Source organism: Mesorhizobium sp. WSM4814, assembly GCF_055811595.1.
In genome coordinates, this window is the sequence record NZ_JBVVQT010000023.1 from 36999 (window position 1) to 62221 (window position 25223).

At 62.6% G+C, this 25223-nt stretch carries 24 protein-coding genes and 2 pseudogenes; 11 read left to right on the forward strand and 15 right to left on the reverse strand.

Annotated elements, in window-relative coordinates; genetic code table 11:
* Positions 1 to 149: 149 nt before the first annotated feature.
* Both AC0L2V_RS26440 and AC0L2V_RS26445 read right to left on the reverse strand, forming a co-directional pair.
* Positions 150 to 1625: an ABC transporter substrate-binding protein gene (locus tag AC0L2V_RS26440; RefSeq protein WP_473521622.1), complete on the reverse strand. Its 1476-nt coding sequence runs from the start codon at positions 1623 to 1625 to the stop codon at positions 150 to 152.
* A gap of 130 nt (positions 1626 to 1755) precedes the next feature.
* A complete protein-coding gene (locus tag AC0L2V_RS26445; RefSeq protein ID WP_473521623.1) occupies positions 1756 to 3036 on the reverse strand; it encodes an acetylornithine deacetylase/succinyl-diaminopimelate desuccinylase family protein in 1281 nt (426 codons plus the stop codon).
* Between the two features lie 230 nt (positions 3037 to 3266).
* On the opposite strand from AC0L2V_RS26445, the gene AC0L2V_RS26450 reads away from it, so the two are divergent.
* Positions 3267 to 3695 (forward strand): L,D-transpeptidase, encoded by a 429-nt coding sequence (locus AC0L2V_RS26450; protein WP_023802989.1) that lies wholly within the window; start codon positions 3267 to 3269, stop codon positions 3693 to 3695.
* Here AC0L2V_RS26450 and AC0L2V_RS26455 read toward each other — a convergent pair.
* Both AC0L2V_RS26455 and AC0L2V_RS26460 read right to left on the reverse strand, forming a co-directional pair.
* Entirely contained in the window at positions 3692 to 4240 is a 549-nt protein-coding gene (locus AC0L2V_RS26455) for a hypothetical protein (protein WP_473511562.1), read from the reverse strand. The two genes, AC0L2V_RS26450 and AC0L2V_RS26455, sit on opposite strands and share 4 nt — an antisense overlap.
* A gap of 117 nt (positions 4241 to 4357) precedes the next feature.
* A complete protein-coding gene (locus AC0L2V_RS26460; RefSeq protein ID WP_473511668.1) occupies positions 4358 to 5761 on the reverse strand; it encodes a selenium-binding protein SBP56-related protein in 1404 nt (467 codons plus the stop codon).
* 248 nt (positions 5762 to 6009) lie between these two features.
* On the opposite strand from AC0L2V_RS26460, the gene AC0L2V_RS26465 reads away from it, so the two are divergent.
* From AC0L2V_RS26465 to AC0L2V_RS26475, 3 genes are all read left to right on the forward strand, one after another.
* Entirely contained in the window at positions 6010 to 7092 is a 1083-nt protein-coding gene (locus AC0L2V_RS26465; RefSeq protein WP_091598261.1) for a substrate-binding domain-containing protein, read from the forward strand.
* 83 nt (positions 7093 to 7175) lie between these two features.
* The gene (locus AC0L2V_RS26470; RefSeq protein WP_473521624.1) at positions 7176 to 9431 is read left to right on the forward strand and encodes an ABC transporter permease; all 2256 of its coding nucleotides are present in this window, start codon (positions 7176 to 7178) and stop codon (positions 9429 to 9431) included.
* On the forward strand, positions 9424 to 10206 hold the full coding sequence (locus AC0L2V_RS26475) for an ATP-binding cassette domain-containing protein (RefSeq protein ID WP_473521625.1): 783 nt from the start codon (positions 9424 to 9426) through the stop codon (positions 10204 to 10206). Before AC0L2V_RS26470 ends, AC0L2V_RS26475 begins: the two co-directional genes overlap by 8 nt.
* A gap of 161 nt (positions 10207 to 10367) precedes the next feature.
* Here the strand turns inward: AC0L2V_RS26475 and AC0L2V_RS26480 are convergent, their stop codons facing one another.
* Together AC0L2V_RS26480 and AC0L2V_RS26485 are read right to left on the reverse strand one after the other, a co-directional pair.
* The gene (locus tag AC0L2V_RS26480) at positions 10368 to 10565 is read right to left on the reverse strand and encodes a LysR substrate-binding domain-containing protein (protein ID WP_287257832.1); all 198 of its coding nucleotides are present in this window, start codon (positions 10563 to 10565) and stop codon (positions 10368 to 10370) included.
* Positions 10566 to 10688: 123 nt separating this feature from the next.
* A pseudogene (locus AC0L2V_RS26485) lies at positions 10689 to 11873 on the reverse strand (MFS transporter); the annotation flags it as partial.
* A 95-nt stretch (positions 11874 to 11968) separates the two neighbouring features.
* Between AC0L2V_RS26485 and AC0L2V_RS26490 the strand changes: the two are divergent.
* Positions 11969 to 12865: a LysR family transcriptional regulator gene (locus AC0L2V_RS26490; RefSeq protein ID WP_473521650.1), complete on the forward strand. Its 897-nt coding sequence runs from the start codon at positions 11969 to 11971 to the stop codon at positions 12863 to 12865.
* 135 nt (positions 12866 to 13000) lie between these two features.
* Here the strand turns inward: AC0L2V_RS26490 and AC0L2V_RS26495 are convergent, their stop codons facing one another.
* A complete protein-coding gene (locus AC0L2V_RS26495; RefSeq protein WP_473521626.1) occupies positions 13001 to 13594 on the reverse strand; it encodes an SDR family NAD(P)-dependent oxidoreductase in 594 nt (197 codons plus the stop codon).
* 120 nt (positions 13595 to 13714) lie between these two features.
* On the opposite strand from AC0L2V_RS26495, the gene AC0L2V_RS26500 reads away from it, so the two are divergent.
* Entirely contained in the window at positions 13715 to 14338 is a 624-nt protein-coding gene (locus AC0L2V_RS26500) for a TetR/AcrR family transcriptional regulator (RefSeq protein WP_473521627.1), read from the forward strand.
* Positions 14339 to 14467: 129 nt separating this feature from the next.
* On the opposite strand, the gene AC0L2V_RS26505 is transcribed toward AC0L2V_RS26500, so the two are convergent.
* The 5 genes from AC0L2V_RS26505 to AC0L2V_RS26525 all read right to left on the reverse strand — a co-directional run bounded on the left by AC0L2V_RS26505 (position 14468) and on the right by AC0L2V_RS26525 (position 19464).
* A complete protein-coding gene (locus tag AC0L2V_RS26505) occupies positions 14468 to 15463 on the reverse strand; it encodes a lipid A biosynthesis lauroyl acyltransferase (protein WP_473521628.1) in 996 nt (331 codons plus the stop codon).
* A 38-nt stretch (positions 15464 to 15501) separates the two neighbouring features.
* On the reverse strand, positions 15502 to 16530 hold the full coding sequence (locus AC0L2V_RS26510; protein WP_236377154.1) for a zinc-binding dehydrogenase: 1029 nt from the start codon (positions 16528 to 16530) through the stop codon (positions 15502 to 15504).
* A 140-nt stretch (positions 16531 to 16670) separates the two neighbouring features.
* Positions 16671 to 17942, reverse strand: a complete 1272-nt coding sequence (locus tag AC0L2V_RS26515) for a beta-ketoacyl-ACP synthase (RefSeq protein WP_236386415.1) — start codon at positions 17940 to 17942, stop codon at positions 16671 to 16673.
* Between the two features lie 19 nt (positions 17943 to 17961).
* Positions 17962 to 19149 carry a beta-ketoacyl-ACP synthase gene (locus AC0L2V_RS26520; protein WP_473521629.1) on the reverse strand — a complete coding sequence of 396 codons (1188 nt, stop codon included), beginning with the start codon at positions 19147 to 19149 and terminating at the stop codon, positions 17962 to 17964.
* A gap of 33 nt (positions 19150 to 19182) precedes the next feature.
* A complete protein-coding gene (locus AC0L2V_RS26525; protein ID WP_023802974.1) occupies positions 19183 to 19464 on the reverse strand; it encodes an acyl carrier protein in 282 nt (93 codons plus the stop codon).
* A 216-nt stretch (positions 19465 to 19680) separates the two neighbouring features.
* On the opposite strand from AC0L2V_RS26525, the gene AC0L2V_RS26530 reads away from it, so the two are divergent.
* Both AC0L2V_RS26530 and AC0L2V_RS26535 read left to right on the forward strand, forming a co-directional pair.
* A complete protein-coding gene (locus AC0L2V_RS26530; RefSeq protein WP_473521630.1) occupies positions 19681 to 19950 on the forward strand; it encodes a hypothetical protein in 270 nt (89 codons plus the stop codon).
* Positions 19934 to 20377, forward strand: coding sequence for a hypothetical protein (locus AC0L2V_RS26535; protein WP_473521631.1), 444 nt, complete (start codon positions 19934 to 19936; stop codon positions 20375 to 20377). Before AC0L2V_RS26530 ends, AC0L2V_RS26535 begins: the two co-directional genes overlap by 17 nt.
* 47 nt (positions 20378 to 20424) lie before the next feature.
* Here the strand turns inward: AC0L2V_RS26535 and AC0L2V_RS26540 are convergent, their stop codons facing one another.
* The gene (locus AC0L2V_RS26540) at positions 20425 to 20721 is read right to left on the reverse strand and encodes a class I SAM-dependent methyltransferase (RefSeq protein WP_473521632.1); all 297 of its coding nucleotides are present in this window, start codon (positions 20719 to 20721) and stop codon (positions 20425 to 20427) included.
* A gap of 55 nt (positions 20722 to 20776) precedes the next feature.
* Entirely contained in the window at positions 20777 to 21757 is a 981-nt protein-coding gene (locus AC0L2V_RS26545; protein ID WP_473521633.1) for an asparaginase, read from the reverse strand.
* Positions 21758 to 21926: 169 nt separating this feature from the next.
* Here AC0L2V_RS26545 and AC0L2V_RS26550 point away from each other — a divergent pair, with 169 nt between their 5' ends.
* From AC0L2V_RS26550 to AC0L2V_RS26560, 3 genes and pseudogenes are all read left to right on the forward strand, one after another.
* Positions 21927 to 22832, forward strand: a complete 906-nt coding sequence (locus tag AC0L2V_RS26550) for an MSMEG_1061 family FMN-dependent PPOX-type flavoprotein (RefSeq protein WP_473521634.1) — start codon at positions 21927 to 21929, stop codon at positions 22830 to 22832.
* A 130-nt stretch (positions 22833 to 22962) separates the two neighbouring features.
* Positions 22963 to 23285: pseudogene (locus AC0L2V_RS26555) on the forward strand (cupin domain-containing protein).
* Between the two features lie 95 nt (positions 23286 to 23380).
* The gene (locus AC0L2V_RS26560) at positions 23381 to 24370 is read left to right on the forward strand and encodes a DUF2332 domain-containing protein (protein ID WP_473521635.1); all 990 of its coding nucleotides are present in this window, start codon (positions 23381 to 23383) and stop codon (positions 24368 to 24370) included.
* 233 nt (positions 24371 to 24603) lie between these two features.
* Here the strand turns inward: AC0L2V_RS26560 and AC0L2V_RS26565 are convergent, their stop codons facing one another.
* Positions 24604 to 25152 carry a histidine phosphatase family protein gene (locus tag AC0L2V_RS26565; RefSeq protein ID WP_287219326.1) on the reverse strand — a complete coding sequence of 183 codons (549 nt, stop codon included), beginning with the start codon at positions 25150 to 25152 and terminating at the stop codon, positions 24604 to 24606.
* Positions 25153 to 25223: the final 71 nt, after the last annotated feature.

Consider the following 25223-nt stretch of genomic DNA (forward strand, 5'->3'; position numbering starts at 1 on the left):
GGGGGGGGCCCCCCCCGGGGGCGGGCCCCCCCCCCCCGTGGTGGGCGGGGGGCGCCCCCCCCCCCCCCCCCGGCCCCCCCCCCACGGCCCGCCCCCCACCGAGGGGGGTGCCACCGGCTGCAAGTTTCGCCTCTTTGGCCAGCAGCCCCTCACTCCGTCCACTTCACCTTGGTCAGATCATTGGCCTGGATCGGCGCATTTTCCCAAAAACCCTCGAGCTTGGCGTCCCAGACGCCGACTTTCGGCAGTTCGTAGAGGAAGCCGACCACGGCATCGTCGGCCAGTATCTTCTGCGCCTCGCCGAGCAGCGTCATGCGCTTGGCCTCATCGGAGGTGAGGTTCAGGTCGGCGATGATCTTGTCGAAGGTCGGGTTGTCGTAGTTGAAGTAATAATCCTTGCGCGAATAGATATCGATGTCGTTGGGCTCGGTGTGGGAAACGATGGTCAGGTCGTAGTCCTTCCTGGTGAAGACCTGGTCCAGCCACTGCGCCCATTCCACCGGCACGATCTGCAGATCGATTCCGACATCGCGAAGCTGCGACGCGATGATCTCGCCGCCAAGTCGCGCATAGGGGGGTGGCGGCAGTTTCAGCGTCGCCTTGAAGCCGTTCTCCAGGCCGGCTTCCTTCAAGAGTTCCCTGGCCTTGTCGACATTGTGCGGATAGAGACCGGTGAGGTCGACATAGGCCTTGTTGGCGGGCGACATATGCGAGCCGATCGGCACGCCAAGGCCGGCCGAGGCGCCGTCGATGATGGCCTTGCGGTCGAGCGCAAACGAAATCGCCTGCCTGACCTGCAGCCGGTCGAAAGGCGGCTTCTTGTTGTTCATCGAAAGGATGGTCTCACCCTCGGTCGCGCCGATCACCACCTTGAAGCGCGGGTCGCCCTGGATCTGGGCGACGCTGTCGGGATCGAAGAACGGGAAGGCCTGAACATCGCCGGAAAGCAGCGCCGGAACGGCGGCTGCGGCATCCGTGACGATGCGGAACTCGGCCTTGTCGAGGGAGACCGGGGCACCCCAGTAAGCGTCGGACTTGATCAGCGTGATCGACGAGCCCTTGGCCCAGGTCTGGAACTTGAACGGGCCGGTGCCGACAGGCGTTTCCTTGTTGGTGTCGGCTGTCTCCGGCGCGACGATGACCGCGTCGCCCCAGCCCATATTGTAGAGGAACGAACTTTGCGGGTTCTTCAGCGTGATCCTGACCGTCGCCGGATCGACCATTTCGACCGTATCGATGGCGGCGAACAGGCCCTTTTGTGCGTTGACGGAGTTGTCGGCACGGGCGCGGTCGAGCGAGAATTTGACGTCGTCGGCATTGAAGTCGGTGCCGTCATGGAATTTCACACCGCTATGCAGCTTGAAGGTATAGACCTTGCCGTCGTCGGAAACGGTCCAGCTTTCGGCGAGAGCCGGCAGCACCTCGCCGTTCGGGCCGATGCGGGTCAGCCCCTCGAACACATTGGCGTAAAGCACCTCGTCGATCGCCGCCGCAGCACCTGCGGTCGGATCGAGATGCGGAGGTTCGAGCGTGATGCCGATGACCAGATCGCGCGCGGCAAATGCCGATGGTCCGGCAGACAGCACCAGGGCCGCAGCGGTGAGAATGGTTTTCCACAATTTCATCGTGCAACTCCCGATATGCTCAAAAACATGCTCGAAACCCGGTGGATAGAAGCGTGATTTCACCAAGGAGTAAATTGCGTTTCGTGCTTTCCGGCGGCGCCGGCAGGAATGTTTTTCCGCCCATCACCGGCTACCGAGCGCCCGCGCCCCTCAGCAGCACGTTGAGCCCGATCGCCATCACCTTGGCCGATTCGACCATGTCTGATATCCCCACCCATTCGTCGGGCCTGTGGGCGAGGTCGAGAATGCCCGGGCCATAGGCGATGCAGTCGTAGATGTGGCCGATGCGGGCAATGTGCTTCTGGTCGTAGGTGCCGGGCGAGATCACGTAGTCGGGCTCGCGGTCGAATACCTCCATGATGCCCCGCGCCACCGCCTTGACCACCGGCGCATCGCGCTCGGTCATCAGCGGCAGCACCTCCATGAGATCGCGGATCTCGTAGTCGAATTTCTTGCGCTCGCGCTTCAGCCGGTCGAGGATATCGGTCACCTCGCGCTTGACCGTGCCAAGATCCTCTTCGAGCAGGAAGCGGCGGTCGATGGTCAGCCGGCAGGAATCGGGGACATTGGGCGAGGGCAGGCCAGGCCGGAAATCCTCGGTCTGGCCGCCATGGATCGAGTTGATGTTCATGGTCGAGCGCTTGGCCCCGTCGGGCACGACCGGCATGCGCGTTACCTTGCGGTCGAGCGCCGGGAACAGCTCGTCCTCGAACGCCCTTAGCAGGGCGCCCATATGGCGCACCGCATTGTCGCCGAGGAACGGCATCGAGCCGTGCGCGATCTCGCCCTTGGTCTCGATCTCCGCCCACCAGACGCCGCGATGGCCAAGGCAGATGCGATCCTTGTTCAACGGCTCGGGGATGATGACGTGGTCGACCTTCGGCTTGGAGAAATAGCCGAGCTTTGCCAGATGGGCGACGCCGCCGAAGCCGCCGGACTCCTCGTCGACCGTGCCCGAAATCTCGATGGCGCCCGGGAAGTCGGGGAAAACCTCCATGAAGGCCTCGGCGGCGATGATCGAGGAGGCCAGGCCGCCCTTCATGTCGCAGGCGCCGCGGCCATGGACCTTGCCATCCCTGACGATGCCGGCGAAGGGATCGAGGCTCCAGCCGTCGCCGGCTTCAACCACGTCGATATGCGAGTTGAAATGCACGCAGGCGCCGGGCGAGCGGCCATCGAAGCGGGCGACGACGTTGACGCGCGGGTAGCGGTCGGTGTCGCCGGGCGTGCCTTCGGCGCGGATGAATTCGACTTCGAAGCCGCGCTTTTTCAGCCGCTTTCCGACGTATTCGGCGCATGGCCGATAGGCCTCGCCGGGCGGGTTGATGGTCGGAAAGCGGATCAGGTCCGCGGTCAGCGCGACCAGGTCGTCGACCCGATCATCGACCGCTTTCAGCAGGAGTTCGTTCATTCGACGAATTGAGCAGCCAACGGTGCGTTTTGGCAAGCCTGTTGGCGGGTCGCGCCCTAGTTATGTGGTTACATGTCGCCACGGCAACTATCGCGGGGAAACCGTTCAAATTCGCTGCTTTGGATTGGTGAATTCGTCAGAGGTGTGTGGTTACCTCATTCACTTGCGATTAAAGGATGAAGAATAGCGTGAAGGCAGGCAGGCAAGGGCAATCAAAGGGGTTTGATCGCATGAAAAAGACCGTTCTCATGGCAGCGGCACTGGCAACGATGCTGTTCGGTTCTTCGGTCGAGGGCTGGGCAGCCAAGCTGGTTGCAAGGATCGACGTGTCATCGCAGACGATGACTGTAAGGTACGGCCGGGCGGTCTACCGATGGCGCGTATCCACGGCGCGCAAAGGCTATATCACGCCGCGCGGCAGCTACCGGCCGCAACGAACGGCACGGATGTGGTATTCGCGCAAATACGACATGTCGCCGATGCCTCATTCGGTGTTCTACCGTGGCGGCTATGCCATCCATGGCACAGGGGCGGTAAAATCTCTCGGGCGCCCGGCGTCGCATGGCTGCGTGCGGCTGCACCCGTCCAATGCCGCCGCCTTCTATTCGATGGTGCGGCAGGCCGGCTTTCGCAACACGCGGATCGTGGTGACCAACTAGAGCGCGGAAAACACGCCGATCGCCCCGACCAGAACCAGGCTTAGCGCCCAGATCACATCCAGATCAAACCAGCTTTTCGAAAGAAACCTTAATCCCAGCCACCGATAGACGCCGAAGGCCAAAGCGCCGCCCGCAGTGATCATCGCGCCGGTGTGGACCGCTGCCACGCCGATCGAGAGCGCTGCAGTTCGTGCAATGAGGGCGGTCGCGGCACGGTGCCCGGCATCCGTTTCAACGACGCCGCACAGGCCGAGGTAGATCGGCACCAGCATCAGGCCGGCGCCATGCGCGACGGCGACGAGAAAGGACCAGAGCGCCAGTCGCGACGGCGGCACGCGCGCCAGAAATCTAGGATGCCGCCGGTTGAAGAGCAGCCAGACTCCGAGCGCGACGACAATTAGACCTGCGCCAACGCGGATCTCGGTTTGCCAATCAACCAGCATGGTCATTAGCGCGAAGGGCAAGAGGACCACCGTCATGGCGACAAGATGCCCGAACGCCAGCGCCAGGAGTGCGCCCGGCAGCGCATGGGCTCGCCGTTCCATCAGGGCGGCCGAAACAGCAAGCGGCCAGCCCATACCCGGGTTTACGCCATGGTAAATCCCGCTGGCGACCACAGCAAGCCAGAGGCCGGCTGTGGTCGAAAGGAGTTCGGGCGACACCTAGGCCGATGGGTAGCAGAAACTGTCGGTAGAGCAGTCGCCGCCTTCAAGCCGGATCTGGTGCGTTCGATAGCCTTTGGGGAACTCGACGAAGAAGTTGGTGTCGAGCGTCAGGCCACCATTGGCGCCAACATCGGCCTTCACCATCGCCCCGCCGCGCTCACCGGGATAGAACTGATCGTCCCAGGTCGAATAGAGCGAATTGGTCCAATAGACACGCTTGCCGTCGCGGCTAATCTCGACCATTTGTGGCCCATAGCCGAAGTCCTTGCCACAGGGGTGCTTGGTCTTCTTGACGATCCCACCCAGTTCGACCTTGCCCGCCAGAACCGGCTTCATCGGGTCGCTGACATCGTATTGATGCATTTCACCCGTACCCCAACAAGCCACATAGAGATACTTGTCGTCGAGGCTGAGGTCGATGTCGGTGACCAGAGGGGGCACCGCCGAGAAACCCTTCAGAAGATCCGGCAGATCGTCGGCATTGGCCGGTTGAGGCGGGATGACCGCCGTCTTCTTGGCCTGGAACTTGCCATCTGCGTCGCGCCACCAAGTCCAGATCGAGCCTTCGAGATTGGTGGTATCGACCACAACGCCGCAGAAGCCGTATTGCTGGACTGGATCATGCGCCGGGCGGATTTCGAGCGCCATTTGGTGATTGGCGCCCAGATCGATGGTCTGAATGTTCTTACGCGCACGCAGATCCCAGAAATGCATGCGGTGGCCGTACTTGTTGGACAGTAGATCCTCAGGGACGATGCCGTTTTCGAACTGCGGCGGCAGGGCCCATTCGGAACTGACCATGTAGTCGCGCGGCAGGTTCCACCAGAAATCGTAGTGCTTGTCCTGGGCGCCACGATCTATCTCATAGCGGCCAATGACATCGAAGGTCTGGCAATCCATGATGAAAATGCCCGGAGGACCGTCGGTACCGTCCTTGCCACCGCCGCCGAGGGTCGAGACATAGATGCCCTCGGGTCCGCAGTGGATCGTATGCGGGCGGGAATAGCCCGTCTTGGCAAAGACTTCTGCGGGTTCGATGATCTTGTGAATCTTGGCGGCTGTCGGCCCGCCCTTCACATCAATTATGTAGATGCGCGACGAACGAATGCCCGGAATGATCAGATAACGACGCTCCAAAAAGGCGTGGCCAGTCAGTGGTGATAGCGCCGAAGAACACGCATTCCAGCCGAAGTGATGAAACTCATCGCCCTTGTTTGGCATGATCACAGTGTGGACGATCTTGCCGAAATCCGGCGAATTTGGATCGACATTCACCACAGCCAAACCGTCGGGTTGCGAGAAGTCCGGGCTAAGCATCAACGTGTAGGCCAGAGTTTCCGGCGGCCCTTCCATAGCCAGCCGAGGTGACGGATAGAATGTGGGGTCTGGTCGCAGATTCATCGCGGTATCCTTCCTACGCGTTTGTGAAACTTTATTTTTGGTGCTCTCCGTGTCGCTCATTTTTGAAATGCGGCCCAGGTAGGGATCACAATACACCAAGTCTCCTCGTCTGTCTGACACCGCGTAGCGCTAGCACTATTTACGTGGGCGAGCTTTGGGCAGAATATACGGGGTGGGAGGGAGCATTCGGAATCCTGAATAAATGCGCCCGAACGGCTTCCGACCGTTGGTTGCAAGGGAGGATAATCATGAAACGTATTTTCTCGCTCGCGGCATGTGCCGCGGCGTTATCGCTCGGCGTATCGAACGCCTACGCACAATCGGGCGGCGTCGACAAGGCGGTCGGCGGCTACAGCTTCGAAGAAGCCGCAAAGGAGGCCCCCGGTACCAAGGACTTCCATTCGGCCGATGGTCACCTCACATTCGCTATCGTGACACACACTGCCGGCAATGGCTTCTTCGATCCGGTCTACGTCGGCGCGACCGTCGCCGGCAACCTGATCGGCGCCAAGGTCCTGCTGCTCGGCTCGGAATCGCCGACTGACGACCCTGCCCGCGAGATCGAAATCCTGAACCAGATCGTGCAGGATCCGACGATCGATGGGCTGATCATGACAACGCCCCAGGTCGGCGCCTACAACGACATCGTCAAGGCCGCCGAGGCGAAGGGCATACCGGTCGCTACGACCAATTCCTTTGACGGCACGCTCCTCAACCGCAGCGGCATCGGCCACACCGGCCAGGACGCCTCCGCTGCCGCAATCGCCGGCGAGGCGCTCGTCAAGTGCCTCGCGGACAAGGGTATCGAGAAGGGTTCGATCGTCCTGCCGTCGTCGACCGCAATGGGCAACATCGAGGTGAACAACCGCGTCACTTCGGCTTTCAACGCCATCGTCAAGGGCTTGAAGGATGCCGGCAAGCTTGATGCCTTCAAGGTCGACGCGGGTCCGGAGAACACCGGTATAGACACCAATCCGAATGACCCGGTGAACGGCATCGTGACGCTGTTCGAATCGCGCGGCGACGTCGTAGGCGCGTTCGCCGGCAACAACGTGTTCACGCCGGCGCTTGCCAAGGCCGTCGCTCAGACCGGACTGACCGGCAAGATCTGCGCCTACGGTTTCGACCTCGGCCCGGCCCAGCAGGACGCGATGAAGAGCGGCGATCTGACCGGCGCGCTCGGGCAGCAGCCCTTCTTGCAGGGCTTCTGGCCGGTCATGCAGCTCTATCTGGAGATCGACCGCGGCATCGCGGCGGCCAACCTCGACACACGCGCCCAACTGGTGACGAAGGAGACCGTCGAGGATGTCGGCAAGCGCTTCGAGAACTGAGTCCACTCGGAACGTCTGAAATCATTGCGGGAGAGCGCAGGCTCTCCCGCAATGCGGCAGCAGGAAATCGACCAGAAGAGACCATGGCGCTTACCGCGACCACATCGCTCGGCCGTGCGCCGTCCCAGATTGTCGGCGGCTGGGAGGTGGGGCTCGTTGCCTTGCTTTTGCTGCTCTATCTCGGCGGCGCTCTCGTCAATCCCGCGTTCTTCGGGTCAACAGGAGCGTTTCACTCGCTGCTCCGCGACACCTCGCGGGTTGCCATCATCGCGGTCGGAGTGACCTTCGTCATCGTCAACAAGGACCTCGATCTTTCGGTCGGTTCAACTTACGGCCTAGTCGCCGTCGTCTTTGCCAGGCTGTTCGCGCCGAACTTCCATGACCTCGGCGTCGTCACGTCGGCGATCCTCTGCCTGCTGCTCGGCACGCTGATCGGGCTGATCAACGGCGTGCTCGTCACCATCCTGAAGGTGCCGGCGTTCATCGCCACGCTGACCGTCCTCTTCATCGGCCGCGGCTTCGTGCTGGCGCTCACTCACGGCCAGGCGATCTACTACCCTGCCAAGGCGACCGGCTATCCGGGTTTTTTTCACCTCGGCGAGACCAACCTCCTCGGCTTCAACAACCAGATCGTGATCTTCCTCGTTGTCGCCGTGATCGGCGCCTATGTGCTTGCCAAGACGCGCTGGGGCTACGAGACCTTCGCCACCGGCGGCAACGAGCAGGCGGCGTCCTATGCCGGCATCCCGACCAACTGGGTGCGCATCCGAGCCTTCCTGATCTCCTCGCTCTGCGCGGCGCTGGCCGGCTTGATGTCAGCTGCGCAGGACAAGGGCGTGACGCCGCTCTACGGCGTCAGCGGTGAGCTGACCGTCATTGCCGCCGTGATCATCGGCGGCGCCTCGATCCTCGGTGGCCGCGGCCGGGTCGCCGGATCCTGCCTTGGCGCCCTTCTGGTGGTGCTGCTCGACAAGGTATTGCGCGAGGGCTGGCCGATCACGCGCATCATCAAGATCGGCGACGAGGAGATCACGGTCAACGCCGTTTTTTCGCTACCGGTCGGCGCGGTGCCGGTGTTCCTCGGGCTGCTCCTCGTCGTCGCTGTGCTCATCGAGCCCTATCTCATCCGCCGCCAGGTGGCAGGGCGCCTCTGGGCCTGGCTCCGCGGCCGGCCGCCGCCACCGGCCTACGAGATCGGCGGCATCGCGATCGAGGGGGTGCAGACCAAGGGCGCGATGGCGACCGACATGGCGTTGTCGGCCACCGGGTTCGGCAAGTTCCTCGCCCGGCGCGACGCGCTCGCCATCATCCTGACCGCGCTCCTGTGGCTGACCGGCCTCGCGCTCCGGCCGGACTACTGGTGGAACCTGTCCAACAGCTTCGCTATCTTGCTCAACTACACCGAGCTTGCGCTGATCACCATCGGGCTCACCTACGTCATCGCCGCCGGCGATATCGACCTCTCCGTCGGGGCGGTGCTTGCCCTCGCCGGCAGCACAGCCGCCTATTTCCTCAAGGTCCTCGGCGCCGACCCCGTGACCGCCGTGGCGATGGGCCTGCTGGCGGGCATGTGCGCCGGCCTCGTCAACGCGATCGTCACCGTCGGCTTCAAGCTGCCGGCCTTCATCGCCACGCTCGGCATGTTCTACATCGCCCGCGGCCTCGCCGCCTGGTTCGTCGCCGGGCAGCAGCTCACCGGCTGGCCCGAGGGCTACAACCTGCTTGGCCGCAAGGTGAACGACATCCTGCTGCACTTCCGCATCTCGCTGCCGGACGGGCTGCTGCGCTCGATCGCCGAGGTGGTGAGCATCCAGACCATCTGGATGCTGTTGGTCGCCCTCATTGCCGGCGTCGTGCTAGCCTACATGCCGTTCGGGCAGAAGGTCTATGCGACCGGCGGCAACATTCGCGCCGCCGCTTATGCCGGGATCAACACCAACCGGGTGCGGTTCTTCGCGCTCATGCTGGCGGCGCTCTGCGCGACAATGGCCGGGATCATCAACGTCGCCTACTTCCGCAGCTTCAACCCTGTAGCCGGCCAGTTCCGCGAGCTCGACGCCATCGCTTCGGTGATCATCGGCGGCGGTTCGATCTTCGGCGGCTACGGCACCGTGATCGGGGCGCTCGCCGGGGCGGCGGTGATCACCCTGATCCGGGCGCTGCTGCAGCTCAACGTCCAAGGCTTTACCATGCCGCAGCACTGGATCAACGTCTTCATCGGTGGCATCCTGATCGTGGCGGTGCTGATCGACATCTGGGTGCGCCAGGCCAACATCTTCGGCCGCCTGCGGGCGCGCCTCGCGCGGCGCACAAGAACGGCGGAAACGACCCATGCGTGACGCGACCAGGCCCGCACCGATCGTAGAAATGCGGGGCATCGAAAAAGCCTTCGGTGCGGTGCAGGCGCTCCGCAACGTCGACCTCGTGCTCTATCCAGGCGAGATCCTGGGCCTCGTCGGCGACAACTCGGCCGGCAAGTCGACGCTGATGAAGATCCTGACCGGCGCCTACCAGCGCGACGCGGGCGGCGAGATCTTCGTCGCCGGGCAGCTGGTGCACTTCAAGAGCCCGCACGAAAGCCGCGACGCCGGCATCGAGATGATCTACCAGGATTTCGCTCTTTGCGGGAATATGGATGTCGGTCAGAATATCTTTCTTGGCCGTTGGCCGCGCAGGGGCCTTTTCGTCAATCGGCGGAAAATGTACGCGGAAGCCGACAGTGTGCTGAAGCGGCTCAAGGTCGACGTGAACTCCGTCTATCAAAAGGTCGAGAGCCTTTCGGGCGGCCGCCAGCAATCGGTCGCGATTGCCCGCGCTATCTCCTTTCAGCCGCGCGTGGTGATACTCGACGAGCCGACCGCCAATCTCTCGGTGATGGCGACCGAGCGGCTGCTCGAAACCATGCTGGAACTGAAAAAGCAGGGCGTTGCCCAGATCATCATCTCCCACCGCCTCGTTGACATCTTCGCTGTGGGCGACCGCGTGATGGTGCTTAAGCGCGGCGAGAACGTCGGCGATCGCTACATCAAAAACACCGACGAGCATGAGGTCCTGGAGATCATCGTCTCCGGCACGCGAGAGCATGCACTTACGGCCGATGAGGCAATGCTTTGACCGATCAGGATCACTTTTCTCCTGGCGTCGCAGAAATGCGGCTAAAACCACCCGCTCTAAGTCCATCGAAATTTTGGCCCGAGATGGCGAAGGGACCGGTGTTGGCTGCGCTTTCTCGCCGTTGCGCCGCGATCACCACCCGAAGGTCGCAATGATTGCGCTCAACGGGCGCCGAACCATTCGATGAGGATGTCAATCAGCGCACGCACCTTTCTGGGCGCAATCCCGCCAGGTGGCCGCACCACATAGATCCCCGCCTCTGGCGAGGGATAATCCGCCATCACTTGTCTCAATGTACCCTCCGCGATCGGCACGTCGGTAAGGAAGTCGGGCAGCGCAGCAATGCCCAGCCCAGCCAAGAATGCGGCGGTTCAGAATAAAAGCGCTCTGTAGTGATCCTTCGCGCCCCCCTCTGTCCTGCCGGACAGAGGGGGGCGCTGTCCGGGCGCTGTCCCTCCGCGATCAAAGGTTCTGCACGCAGCAGCGCGAGGGCTGGCGGCGGCGGCGAGCAGGGCTGAGCCCGCCAGCAGGGCGGCGGCGAGCAGGAAGGCGCTCCACCAGCCGGCAGCGTCGAACAGCATGCCGCCCGCGGAAGCGCCGCTGGCGATGGCGAACTGGATCAATGCGACCTGCAGCCCGCCTCCAGCTTCAAGATCGTCGGGAATGATCTGAGCCATCCATGTACCCCACGCCGCCGGAATCGGGGTGTTGAACAGCCCCCAAAGAACCAGAAGCGAAGCCGTGGCCCAAAGCACCGGTCCCACTGCGATCAGGAGCAGGGCGAGGAGCGCAAGCGCGCTCGGCAGCCCGATCAGCACGGCGGTGAGGTTTCGCCGGAGAACAAAGCCGGCGATGGACAGTCCCGCCAGGCCGCCTAGGCCGAGGCCCAGGAGCACCAGCGACAGGACGTTCACGTCGAGGCCGGTGACGCTTTCAAGGAATGGGCGCAGATAGATCGACAGCGAATTCATTCCCATGAATGCAAGTCCAGTTGCGGCCATGCCGATGATGAATGTCCGATTGCGCAGCAGACGGAACATGCTGGATACCGAAACGGCCTCCATCGGCGGCATCTTCGGCAGAACGGCCAGTTGCCAGACGAGCGCCGCGAGGCCGACCGGGACTGTGACGAAGAACGTGCCCCGCCACCCGATCAATTCGCCGAGGAAGCTGCCGAGCGGTGCGGCGATGACGATCGCCAATGCAGTTCCGCCCTGCAGCAGGGCGATCGCCTTGGGCAGGTCGGAGCCTGAGGCCAGGCGCGCCAAAATGGCCGTGGAGAGCGACCAGAAGCCGCCGATCGCGATCCCGACCAGGGCCCGTCCGGCCAGAAACACCAGGAAGTTGGGAGCGAGGGCAACAGCCAAACTCGATGCGACCAGCACTGCCGTGTACAGCAGGACGACCGTTCTCCGGTCGAACCTGGCCAGCAGCGCGTTGCCGAACAGGCTGGTGATCACGGCAAAAAGCCCCGACACGGCGATCGCCTGTCCGGCCTGGCCTTCCGAGATGGCCAGGCCCTGCGCAATCGGAGTCAACAGGCTCACCGGCATGAACTCCAGGCCGACCAGGAGAAAGGTCAAAAGCGAGAGGCAGGTGACGGCGGCCCATGGCGTTACTGCCCCTTCAGCCGCCAGCGTGTCATCCAGTGTCAGTTCGATAGCCATTCGTGCGCTCCTGTCCGTCGACAGACTAGGTAGCCGGGCTGGTCTTGTCAGACTAGCAGCTATAATCTGCATGTCGTAGTGAACGGAGCTCACCAATACCGCGTGACGAGTTCAGTGAGATGCGAGCCTTCCTTGAGGTCGCTCGGCAGCGCAGTTTTACGCGAGCGGCGGCCAAATTGGGTGTTACCCGATCGGCCCTCAGCCATACGATCAGGGCAATGGAGGAACGGCTTGGCGTCCGTCTGCTCTCTCGCACGACCCGCGATGTGGCGCCCACGGCGACCGGAGAACGCCTCGTCGAAAGCATCGAGCCGCATTTCGAAAGCATTGCCGCCGGGATCAGCGCGATCAGCGCCCTGCGCGGCCAGCCCTCGGGCCAGATCCGTATCGTGTGCCCCGATGATGCCGTCAATTTGGTCTTTCGCCCCAGGCTGCCAGCGTTCCTGCGAAACTACCCGGACATCAATGTGGAGCTCATTGTCGACAACGGCTTCACCAACATCGTCGAGCGTCAGTTCGATGCCGGTGTTCGACTTGGCGAGGCAATCGCCCGCGACATGGTGGCCGTTCGCATTGGTCCCGATGTCGGCTATTGCGTCGCCGGCTCACCCGATTATCTCGCTCGTCGGGCTGCGCCGAAAAGCCCTCAGGACTTGACCGACCACAACTGCATCAATCTGCGGCTTCCCAGCTCAGGCGCGCTATTTGCCTGGGAATTCAGGAAGAACGGACGCGAGTTCAGCGTCCGTGTGGACGGCCAGCTGACCCTGAACAATATCGCGCCGGCACTTGACGCGGCCCTCGACGGCATCGGTTTGGCCTATGCGCCGAAGGCTCTTGTTCAACCCCATGTTGAGGGTGGTCGGCTCGAGGAAGTCCTTGCCGACTGGTGCCCGACCTTTCAAGGCTATCATCTTTACTATCCCAGCCGACGCAATCAATCGCCGGCGTTTGCAGCCTTTGTCGCGGCTTTCCGGTATCAATCTCGATAGACCCTTTCGACCCGCCCCAAGATCGCAGATCACGACGTGGGCTCGATCGGCACCGGAGCCAGGGTGCGCCGCCTGATCCTGGGGGAACATGCCCCATCGGGACCCGTTAGCGTCGAGGAGCGCGAGGCGAAGGACTCACGCGGCCCGGTCGGCCGTGCCCTCGAAGCTGTTGAGGTTCGTCGAAGTGAAGCCGGGGCAGGCAGCGTCGGCGCCGGCATCCTCAAATTCGATGGCGAAGGCGAGCGTCGTCGCATCGAGGGCAGTCTCCGAGCTGCTGTAAACAGGGCCGAACAACGCGCGCTGTGGACTGGACGGGTCGACGCTGACGATGCGTGCCGCCGGCGCTTCACCAAGCAGCCGCAACATCGCCTGCGTGACGGCGACGACGCCGAACACGTTGGTCTCGAACACCGCGCGTCCCTCGAGGGGCGCCGCATGCGAGATGCCCTGCTTTCCCGCATCGGAAGTGCCTGCATTGTTCACCAGGACGTCGAGGCGACCGAACTCGTTACGGATGCGCTTTGCCGCGGCGGCAATCGAGGCCTGTTTCGTGACATCGAGTTGGACGGCGCGGGCATCCGCGCCGATGCTGTTTGCGGCCGTCTCCGCATGCTCGAGCTTGCGCGACCCTACGAGCACGGTGAGGCCGTGCGTCGCCAGATCCCTGGCGATCTGGAGGCCGATTCCCTTGTTGGCCGCAGTGACCAGGGCAATAGGTTTGACCCGCATGGTGATCTCCTCTTTTTTCATTGACGTGTAGGCAACGGCGCCATGCTGTGCTAATTTTCCCAATCGGAACTGCGTTCCGTTTTATACGGAACATCGTTCCGTTTATCAAGTGGAAAAATCATGGACGACAAATCGGAGGAGCGGGGTGGTGACTTGGAGCCCGTAAACTCGACGGATCGACGCGTGCGTGCGGACGCGCAACGCAACTCCAAGGCGCTGCTCGAAGCGGCAATGGCAGTGTTTGCGGCTTCGGGGGTCGATGCTCCGGTGCGAGAGATCGCCGATAAGGCCGGCGTTGGCGTGGGTACGCTCTATCGGCATTTTCCGCAGCGTTCGGACCTGATCGTGGCGGTCTTCCGTAACGAAGTGGATGCCTGCGCAAATGCTGCATCTGCCATTGCCGCCGAATATGAACCCGGCGAAGCGCTCGCCCGATGGATGCAGCGTTACGTGGACTTTATCGCTGCCAAGCGTGGACTCGCCGCGGCCTTCTCCTCCGGCGATCCGGCATATGAGTCCTTGCCGCTGTATTTTCTTGAGAAACTTCGGCCCGCGCTGCAGAGCTTGCTGGATGCCGCGACCGAAGCAGGCGATGTTCGCTCGGACGTTGATGCTAAGGAATTATTGTTCGCGATTGCCAGGCTCTGCTCACCAGACCGCTATGGCGGAGGCCCCGACCAGGCACGACGGATGGTTGGCTTGCTGGTGGATGGACTTCGCTATGGCGCCCCTTCGGTTGGCTGATTGGTCTTGCCAGGACAGGCCACAGAGTGATCGGTGACTAAACAAAAACCCGCCTCGGCAACCGGGCGGGGTCGGTGGCGCAATTAGAACATTGCCAACAATAGCATAATTGCTGTCACTCACTTCTACTCAGGCGGCTTCGCCGCGGTTCCTCGCCCGCTTGTGCTGCCCGCGCGGGCCGCTGATTTCCCATCTTTTGTGGAACCACATCCACTGGCCGGGATCCTCGCGCACCCAGCGCTCGACCACGTCGTTGAGCAACTGGGTGGTGCCATGGACGTCGACACTGCCGCCGGCGGTGCGCGGCAAGGTCAGTTTGTCCTCGATCTCGAGCCGGAAGCGGTTGCCCGGCAGGCGCACGCAGCGCGCCGGATAGACATCGCAGTCATAGTGCCGCGCCAGGGTGCCCAGGACCCGGTTGCTTTCGCATGGGCGGCCGAAAAAAGTCGTTTCGAGCCCGCTCGAGAATTTCTGGTCGACGAGCACGCCGATATTGCCGCCTTTCTCCAGGATGGCCGCCAGCGCGAATGAAGCGCCGGTCGCGGAGGGCAGCAGCGAGCCCATGGTCGAGCGGCGCGTCGAGAGGATGTAGTCGGCAAGGTAGGGGTTGTTGGGCGGACGAAACAGCGCCGTGATGTTCATGCCGAACGTGGCTGCCGCCACCGGAAGCAGCTCGAAATTGCCGAGATGCCCGGTGAAGATGATATGCGGTTTTTGCTCGCCGGCGATTTGCACGAAGTGCTCGACCCCCTTGACCTCGATGCGGCCCGGTTTTGTCGCGGCGGGATCGTAGTCGAACAGGGCATCGAGAAAGACGTATTCCGCGGCAAGGCGAGCCATGTTGCCCCACATGTCGGAGGCGATGGCCTGGATCTCCTTGTCGCTCTTTTCCGGATAAGCCTTGCGCAGATTGGAAATGGCGACGTTATGGCGCCCCACCCAAGGGCCAATGCGGCGGGCGGCGCGGTTGGCGAAATTGAGCGCGCTGTCGACCGGCAGCAGACGCAATAGCCAAATCATCGTCATCGCGAGGCGCGCCAGCAGCCAGTAGTTGAACTGGCGCAGCCGCCTGCCGTAGCGGAACGCCAGGTCCCGGCGGAGCTTCTTGAAGGCGTTGCCGATCATTCCTAGACCATGGTTTTTTCAGACAGCAGCATCATGGTCTAGCCGACGCGCAGGATGATCTTGCCGAACACGTCGCGGCCTTCCATGCGCTTCAGTGCGGTCTCGATGCCGTCGAAGCCGACTTCGGTGTCGATAACCGGAGAAACCAGCCCCGCCGCCATTTTCTGCATGGCGTCGGCCATGTTTTGCATGCGACAGCCGAACGAGCCGAGCAGCTTCAGCTGCTGCTGGAACAATTGCATCAGGTTGATCTGCGTCGACACGCCCGAGGTCGAGCCGCAGGTCACCAGGCGGCCGCCGCGTTTCAGGCACAGCATCGAGGCGGCAAAGGTGTCGGCGCCGACATGCTCGAAGACGACATCGACGCCCTTCTTCTTCGTCAGCTTGCGCACGACGCCTTCGAAACGGTCGTCGCGATAGTTGATGACGTGATCGGCGCCAAGCGCCTTCGCCTTGTCGATCTTGTCGTTCGAGCCAACCGTGGTGATCACGGTGCAGCCCATTTTCTTGGCCAGCTGGATCGCGGCGGAGCCGATGCCCGAGCCGCCGGCATGGATCAAGATGGTTTCGCCGGGCTGCAGCCTGGCATTGTCGAACAGCATGTGCTCGACCGTGCCGAAGGTGACGGGCGCGACCGCGGCGCCGACGTCGGTTACGCCGGGCGGGGCAGGGACCAGCAGGCGCGCCGGCAGGTTTATCTTCTCTTGCGCAAAGCCGTCGAGATGGAAGCCGTGAACGCCCGAGACATGCTCGCAGAGGTTGTCGCGGCCTTCGCGGCAGGCGCGGCAAAGCCCGCAGGTGCGCGCGCCGTAGATCGATACAAGCTGCCCCGGCACAAGGCTGGAGACGCCGGGGCCGACCGCCTCGACCTCGCCCGAGGCTTCGGCGCCGACGACCAGCGGCAGCTTGCGCTTGGCGAAGGCCATGCCGCGCCAGCCCCAGACGTCGATATGATTGAGCGCCACGGCCTTGATGCGCAGCGTCACTTCGCCCAGCGCAGGCTGCGGCGGAAGCGGCAGGTCCACCGTTTCAAGGCGGCGGTCCTCGATAAGTTGCAATGCACGCATTGGGCCTGTCGGTTCTGTTGGCGAAGAACGGTCGCTTAAAGCGCGCCGCGTTGAAACGGATTCAGCCGACGCGCTTTAAGCTTTTGTTTTTTATGCATGTCGTTGTCCCAAAACCGCTTCGCACTTTTGGGCGACATGCATTAGACCGGTTCCCGCGCCATGACAAGGCAGGTGTTCTGGCCGCCGAAGCCGAAGGAGTTCGACAGCACCGTGCCGACCTCGGCGTTGCGCTTCTGGTTCGGCACCACGTCGAGCACGATCGCCGGATCGGGATTGTCGTAATTGATGGTCGGCGGGATGACGCTTTCGCGCATGGTCATCAGCGAAAACGCCGCCTCGACGGCGCCGGCGGCCGACAGCGTGTGGCCGATCATCGACTTGTTCGACGAGATCGGCATCGAGCCGATCCGCTCGCCGAACACGGTCGACAGCGACAAATGCTCCATCTTGTCGTTTTCCGGCGTCGAGGTGCCATGGGCGTTGACATAATCGATCTCGTCCTCGCCCAAGCCGGCATCGGCGAGCGCGGCGCGAACCGCCGCGATCGCCGGCGAGCCGTCCGGCTTCGAGCGGGTGCGGTGGAAATCGTCGGCCTTCTCGCCGCAGCCGCGCAGGATGCCGAGGATGTTTGCACCACGGGCGAGTGCCGCCTCCAGCGATTCCAATACCAGCGCGCCAGAACCCTCAGCGAGGACAAAACCGTCGCGATCCCTGGAAAACGGTTTTGACGCCTTTTCGGGGATGTCGTTGTGGGTGGAGAGTGCGGAAAGCAGCGAGAAACGGATCAGCGCCTCGGCGGTCGCCGAGCCGTCGGCGCCGATCGACAGCGCCCGGTCGCATTCGCCGCGGCGGATCGCCTCGACGCCGAGCTGGATCGAGGTGGCGCCCGAGGCGCAGGCCGTCGACAGCGTGATCGGCAGGCCACGCGTGCCAAAACGGTCGGCGAGCCGGTCGGCGATCGAACCGAACTGGGTGGTCTCGAAGACATCGAGCCCCTTCAAGCCGCGCGCCACGCGAAGCAGCCGTTCGGCGCCGATGTCGTGCTTGTCGGAATTGTACAGCGAAAAGCGCTCGCTCCAGTCGAGCTCGACCGGCGGCGAGGCGAGGAAAAGCGGCCCGCCGAAATCGCCCGAATCGAGGCCGGCTTCGGCCACGGCTTCCTGCGCGGCTATCTCGGCGAGGTCGTAGGTAAGAAGGGAAGCGCCCTTGGAGCTCGACGGCAGGAAATCGACCGTGCCGGAGATGCGGGTGTTCAGATGGTCGACCGGAAAGCGGGTTATCGGATGGATGCCGGACGTGCCCGCGGTGAGCGCTGCCCAATTGTCGGCCTTGCCAACGCCCAGCGACGTCACCACGCCGATGCCGGTAACGGCAACGATCGGCCTGCCCATGTGGTCGTTCAGATTGGCCATGTTTTTGTCCCGAAACCCTCTAGGCGGCGTTGACCAACGCCATGCCCTCGAATTGGTGATAGCCGATCGCCGTTGCAAGCACGGTCCTGGGAATGCCGTTGAACGGCTTCTCGGTGGCGGCGTCAAAAGCCGGGTAGGCGGCCTTGCGTTCGACAGCCAATGCAGCCAGCGCCACGGCGAAGGGAAACTGCGCTTCCTTCATGTGGCCGGTCAGCGTCGAAAAACCGCGTGCTGCAATCGCCGGATTGGCGTCGAGCGCCGATTTCTCGGCAACAGTCGCGGCATGGGCACCCGAAGCGCCTGAAATCGTCAGCAGCTCGCCGTTCGGCAATGCCGCCTGGCTGAGCAGCGCGGTAATCTCGGCATCGAGCTCGCCCTGCCGGCGTATGGCGCGTCCGGATACGACCGGGCCGAGTTCGGCATAGATCTTTCGCCCGCGGCTGATCGCGTGCTCGCGCTGTTCCAGGACGAGAAACGCACCGCCCGATCCAGTCACCACGCCGCCGCCGTCCAGGCCCTGTCTCTGCCAGACCGGTCTCCAGGGGCCGCGATGCAAGTAGCCGGCCAGCTCATAGCCAAGCAGCATGTCGGAATGTTCGGTCTGGAATGCGCCGCCGACCAGGATATGCGTCGATTGGCCGGAGCGGATGCGCGCGGCGGCTGTCTCGACAGCGGCGACGCCGGCACCTTCCTCGCCCATGAAGGTGCGCGACGAGCCGGTCACCTTGTGGACGATTGAGATGTTGCCGGCGAGCAGGTTGGAAAGCTGTGCCAGAAACAGCGTCGGCCGCAATTCGGTGGTCAGTTTTTCGTTGAGCAGCACGTCGCGGTCGTTGCGGCTTTCCGAAGCGGCGAGAATGTCGGCGTCGACCGCCTCGTCGCGCTCGCCGCCGCCGGCAGCCACCACCATGTCCATCGTCGTGCAGAGATCGTCATTGCCCTTGATGCCGGCGTCGTCCAGCGCCATGCCGGCGGCATAGGTGCCGAGCCGCTGCCAGGTTTCCATCTGCCGCTGGTCGCCGCGCTTGGCGATCTGCAGGTTCCAGTCGATCTCCGGCAGCGGGTGGACGGTGTAGGGCGAAAAGCGGGCGGCTTCGAGCACCGGCTCCAGGCCGGGCTGGACGAGCTTGCGCCAATGCGCATCCGGGCCTTCTCCCAGCGAAGAGACAAGGCCGATGCCTGATATGACGACGTCGTGGGAGCTCATGGGCGAGGGTTCATAGGGCGGCTGTTGTGGGTCTTAGGCGTTCTTTGCCATGACCAGGGCGTCGATCTTGGCGCACAGGTTCTTCATGACGAAGTAATCGTCGGTCGAGGCCTTGCCGTCATTGACCTCCTGCGTCCACTTTTCCAGCGGCACCTTGATGCCGAATTCCTTGTCGATGGCAAAGACGATGTCGAGGAAGTCGAGGCTGTCGATGCCGAGATCGTCGATGGTGTGGCTTTCAGGGGTGATCGTGTCGATATCGATCTCACTGGTGTCGGCGATGATCTTGGCGACTTTGTCGAACGTGGTGGACAAGGGCTTTTCCTTCGGTTGCGGGCGGAATCTGTCCGCTGGTGTTTGCGCGCTGTCTAATCGGTTTTTCCGGACAGGAAAAGGCCTGAACGCCGGGCGCAGATGGGATACCCACTCCGTAAACGCAAGAAGAGCCGTTGGCGACCCTCCCGGCGAAATGCCGCAACGACCCCATCTCTGGTCATTGCATGTACCAGTGTACCATGGTACGGAAATCCTATGACCACCATCGAACGCGTGCAGACCGGGGTGCGCCTGGAAAAACGATTGGTGAAGGTGCTCAAGGCCTTGGCCGAGCATCGCGACATGAGCCTGGGTGAACTCATCGAGGGCATCGTGCTGCATGCCTTCGAAGGCCAGACGCCGTTTTCCCCGACGACCCTGGAAACAATCGGCCAATTGAAGCGCATCTACGGAATGGAGGTTGGCGCAGCGGACAGCCACCGTCTGGTGGAAATCGCCGGGGAGGGGGATGACCAACCATCTTGAGCGAAGCCACAGCATCGTGCTTTCGGGGCCGATCGACCGCGTCTTTCCGCTGTTCACGCCGACTGGGGAGACCCTGTGGGTGGACGGCTGGGATCCGGAGTTTCTGCATCCACAAGACGGGGAGACGCGCCAGGGCATGGTCTTCAGGACCACTCACGGTGATGAGACCACGCTCTGGGCCTGCACGGACTGGGACCCCGTCGCGCATCGCATCCGCTATGTCCGGGTGACGCCGGATACGCGTTTCGGATTTGTCGAGGTGGCCTGCCGCCCGACCGCTGACGGAGGCACGGAGGCGTCGATTGCCTACACGTTCACTGCCCTGAACACGGCAGGAACATCGTATCTGTCCGAACTGACGGAGGAGGCATTCGCGCAGATGATCGAGGGATGGAAGCTCCGTATTGATGCGCGGCTGCAAGTGTGAAATCTAACGCCAGGTGCCTTAAACTAACTGCCGCTAAGGGTGGAACTTTACCCTTCGCTTCGTCTCCCGGAACAGCGCCGCGCCACCACAACGGCAATGTCGAAACCTGCGTCGTCAAAAGGCAATGCCTCCACCCCACCTTCAACGAAGCTCGCCTGCGGAACCGCCGCCGCCGCTTCCCCATTGGCATCTGCCGCCGGATCGATGCCGCTCAGGTCAGCGCCCTCGGCAACAAGCTGCCCTGCAAAGCCGCCGGTACCGCAGCCGATGTCAAGAAGCCTAAGCCCGGCGATCGACGATCGCACCGATCTGACAACTGCCAACCGACTGTTTACGAACTGCATAGCGTGTTTCCTTTCGGGTCCGACGATAAGGAAGAGCCTCTGGCAGGAAGCACATTCACCCACCTATTGCAGCAAGTTCGGGGCGCATTTCCTCTAGGGTCATTCCCATCCCCAACAACACGGAAACCAGGATCCGCAGCTTGGGTCCGGTGAGATCGCCGGCAAAGACTGCCCCGGCTTTCTCCAGATCCTTGCCACCGCCATTGCCATAAATCGGCGAGACGCGACCTTCGCCACATCGCGACGCCACGAATACCGGAACGCCGTCGGCGATGATGTCTCCAACGGCCGCTGCGACGGCGGGCGTCGCGTTTCCCCTGCCGAAGCCTTCGAGCACGATCGCCCGCGAGCCGCTTGCCGCCGCATGGCGGATCACGCGGTCATCGGAGCCAAGCACCATGCGTATGAGATCCACCCTCGGTTCGATCGCGCTCGCCGCAAAAGTTTTCCGAAGGATAGGTCGGCGCGATACGCTTACAGCGGCGCCGTCGATTTCGCCGAGCTTGCCGTGGTTTCGCGAAACAAATGCGTCGACCCGGGACGTATGAGCCTTTGTGACGTCACGCGCGGCGTGGAAGTGTTGTTCCAGGAGCACAACCGCGCCGAGAGCCCTCGCCAACGGCGATGCCGCAAGCCGGACGGCGTCGGTGACATTGCGCGGTCCGTCGCTGGCTGAATCATCTGCGCTGCGCTGTGCGCCAGTGAACACCACTGGCTTTTCATTCGCTAGAAGCAAATCCGCGAGATAGGCGCTTTCCTCCATCGTATCGGTACCGTGGGTGACCACCACGCCGATGCAATCGTCTTCAACAAGATGCAAGTTGATCCGCTGAGCCAGACCAAACGCCATTGGCAGCGTCATTGCGCAACTGACGATATTCATGAAGTCGTCAACTCTAATGTCGACGCCGGGAGGAATGTCTTGAATCGTGCCCCGAAGTTTTTCGCCGTCGATGGTCGATACGACATGATCTTCAGCATCAACACGCCGCGAAGCTATGGTACCTCCGGTGGTAATCAGCCAGATACACGCCATGCGGCCTGCTTTCGGACGGAGGGTTGATGGTCGGCTAGAACGTAGCTGATTGAATTTCAAATGAACACAGAAGTTCAGGGATATCCTGTTCCCAATTGGGAACATCCATTGGGTCAGACTTGCCGAAGGTCATCTCAATGGGAAGCGCAAGGAGGGTCGACCTGAGCTCTTGCGCGAAGGGCAGCTTTTGAGAAGCGCCACAGATGTCAGCAAATGGCGCGTCCCGTGGTTCAAATACCTGAGCCGCAGAACGCCCGAGATGAGCGTCGGACGACTGGCTGGGGTGGTGAACCGACTTTCAGTCGCACGGCTGAACGGCTCAATGCCAGAACGCGACGCCGGCAGGGAATGGCTCGTCAATGGAGTTGCGCACGCGCGATCCTTTGCGTCATACTACGCAGGTACGCGGAAAGGGGCCGGCATCATGCAAGACGACGAGAGCAGTCCTCGGCGCCGTTTCCGCGATGTCATCACGAGCGAAGAGCAATTGCGAGCGGTTTTGGGGGCCCCCACAGATCGAGCGGTTGCCAAGGTCGTTCGAGTAATTGACGAACATGCTCGCCGCTTCATTGCTCATGCGCCTTTTGTGTTCGTAGCGTCCGCCGGCGCCGATGGCATGCTCGACATCTCGCCAAAGGGTGATCCCGCCGGCTTCGTCAAGGTGCTGGACGAGAGAACTCTCGCCATTCCAGACCGCCCCGGCAATCGTCGACTCGATACTTTCCGTAACGTCCTGAGCAACCCGAATGTCGGCCTGATTTTCGTAATCCCCGGTGTGACCTACGCCCTTCGCGTGGCCGGCAAGGCGCTCATTGTCCGCGATGCTGAACTGCGTGAGGCCATGGCTGTCAACCGCAAGCTCCCTGAGCACATACTCGTCATCGAGATCTCGCACGTACTTTCTCATTGCCCGAAGTGCATGGTCCGCTCGGGCTTGTGGCAGCCGGATGCGTGGCCTGATACCAGCAACCTTCCCTCGTTTGCGGAGATGTTGGTCGCCCACGGCAAACTCGCGGAGACGGTTGAGGAGATGCAAACGATCATCGACACGGGTAATCGCGACCGGCTCTACTAACTTGATGAACCACCGGTTGCCGGCTTCATGCTGACGGCGGCGTGCTACTCTGCCAACAGAGGGGATCATGCAGATTATCGATCATAACCTTCAGCCGACAGAAGAGTGGCGTCCCGGCCTGTCGACCAGAATGCGCGTTTCTGCGGTCACCGAGGCAGCCACGCTGTGCATATTCGAACAGTGGGTCGCACCAGGAAGTGGCACACGTACTCACACCCATCCCGTCGAGGAAGTCTTGACCGTGCTGGAAGGCCAAGCCGAGCTGTGGATGATGAACGAGAAACAGTATCGACGGGACAGTCAGTCATCGTGCCGGCTGGCCGCTGGCATGGCTTTCGCAATACCGGAAGCGCGACATTGCACATGCAGGCCATACTGGCCGCGCCAACCTTCGAGGCCTCTTTCGAGGGGCAGCCGGAAGTGACGAGGCATTGGGCTGCCGCAAAAGCGTAACACCCGCCATCTTGACGACGGGACCCGCGCCTGGCTCCAATCTGATCCGTAGATCGTGTACTGCGACGAGACGTCGGGATCGGGGATCAGCGGACATGGGCGAGGAGGGCTTGGCAGAGATCTCAACCCGGTATCTTCGCTTCGCCGACACGGAAGCTCGCAGTCGCTCACCGCTCTATGAGGAGTTGGCTCGTGCTGTCGCAGGGGACCGTGAGACACTCGGCTTCCTGTCGACCCTCCCGGACGTGAAGCGGCAACCGAATCTTCTGCTTGCCGTGGTGCGTCACCTGTTCGGCACACCGACAGGGTGGACCGAGTTTCGCCATGCGCTTCTGGCGCACCCCGAGCTTGTCCGCTCGCTCATGCTCGAGCGCTCGACGCAAACCAACGAGCCGGGAAGGTGCGCCACACTGCTGCCCGTCCTGGCGCGCCTGCCGCAGCCGCTGGCCCTCCTAGAGGTCGGGACTTCCGCAGGGCTCTGCCTTATGCCCGACCTCTACAGCTACGACTACGGGCGCACGGTGCTCCGCGCACCCGTCATGGCCCCGGAACCGCCTGTCTTCCGATGCTCGGCCAGCGAGACAACGCCATTGCCGACGGCCCCGCCGCATGTCGTCTGGCGAGCGGGATTGGACCTGAGTCCGATTGATGCTTCAAACCCCTCGCAAGTCGCATGGCTTGAGACGCTGGTCTGGCCGGAGCAGACGGCGCGGCTTGCCAATCTGCGGGCGGCCCTAAAGATCGCTGCCACAGTCAAGCCTCGGGTGGTGAAGGGCGACCTGCGCGGAAGCGACCTCGTGCGGCTCTGCAGCGAAGCGCCAAAGGACGCTACCCTCGTTGTCTTTCACACGGCCGTCCTCGACTATGTCTCCGATCCGGCAGACAGAGAGGCCTTCGCAGAGCAGGTGATGCGTCTTTCTCCGTATTGGGTATCGAACGAGTTCCCTCGCGTATTCCCGTCCATCGCCACACGCGTCGGAAAAAGCTGGCCGCCAGGCCGCTTCCTCCTATCTGTGAACGGCTCCCCTGTCGCTTGGACCGACCCGCATGGAGCCTCGCTCGAATGGATCGCGGACGAGGCGTAGGCGGCTGGCAATGACAACGTCTTCAAACCGCTCGCCCAAGGTCAGCTATAGGTCCGACTCGAGCCGTTGCGCGAAGGCAGCTTTGAGGAAGCGCCATGACGGTCGCCTTATGGATTCGGCCGAGGCCGAACGAACGAGCTTCCGCTAGGGGTCGGAACCGGTATTCCGTTTAGGGACCAAGCGTTAGATTTCACCACTGGCGAACGTTTAAACTAAACCGGCTCCAGCGCTGATCAAAAAGTGACGCGGCCGAGCACGCGCAGGCCGTCGCCTTGCGGCTCGACGATCACGGCTTCGCCTTCGCGCGGCGAGATGCCGGTGAGCGCCATGATGTTCTCCAGATGGGTGACCATGACGACATTATCGGAGCCGGAATAGGCGCTGATCTCGTTCATGATCGCCTCGAGCTGGGCGGCTTTCCCGCTGGCGTCGGTCTTCAGCAGGTCAAGCGGGGCGAAGGGTTCGGGCTCTTCCCTGAAAGCGGTGCGAGCCGTGTCGAGGGCGCGGCAATAGCGGCTGGACAGCACGCGCTCGACCGGCGCCGCGCGGGCGTCGAAAAGCGCGCCGATCTTGCGTGCCTGCTGCTTGCCGCGCACCGAGAGATTGACCTGGGTGGCGCATTTCTCGATGTCGAAATTCGCCGGATCGGTGGTGCCGGTGACCATGGCATGGCGAAGCAGCACGACATGTCCGCCGTCGCGCAACAGCGCCCAACCGGCTTCGGTCGCGTGGGCCGCGGCGGGAATGACGAGCAGCAATAGAGCCAGCACAGATCGAAGCATCAGGCGTCCTTTTCCGGTCACCGGAGGTGGGTTCCGGTGACCGCATATAGGGACGGCAAAGCGGGCTGAAA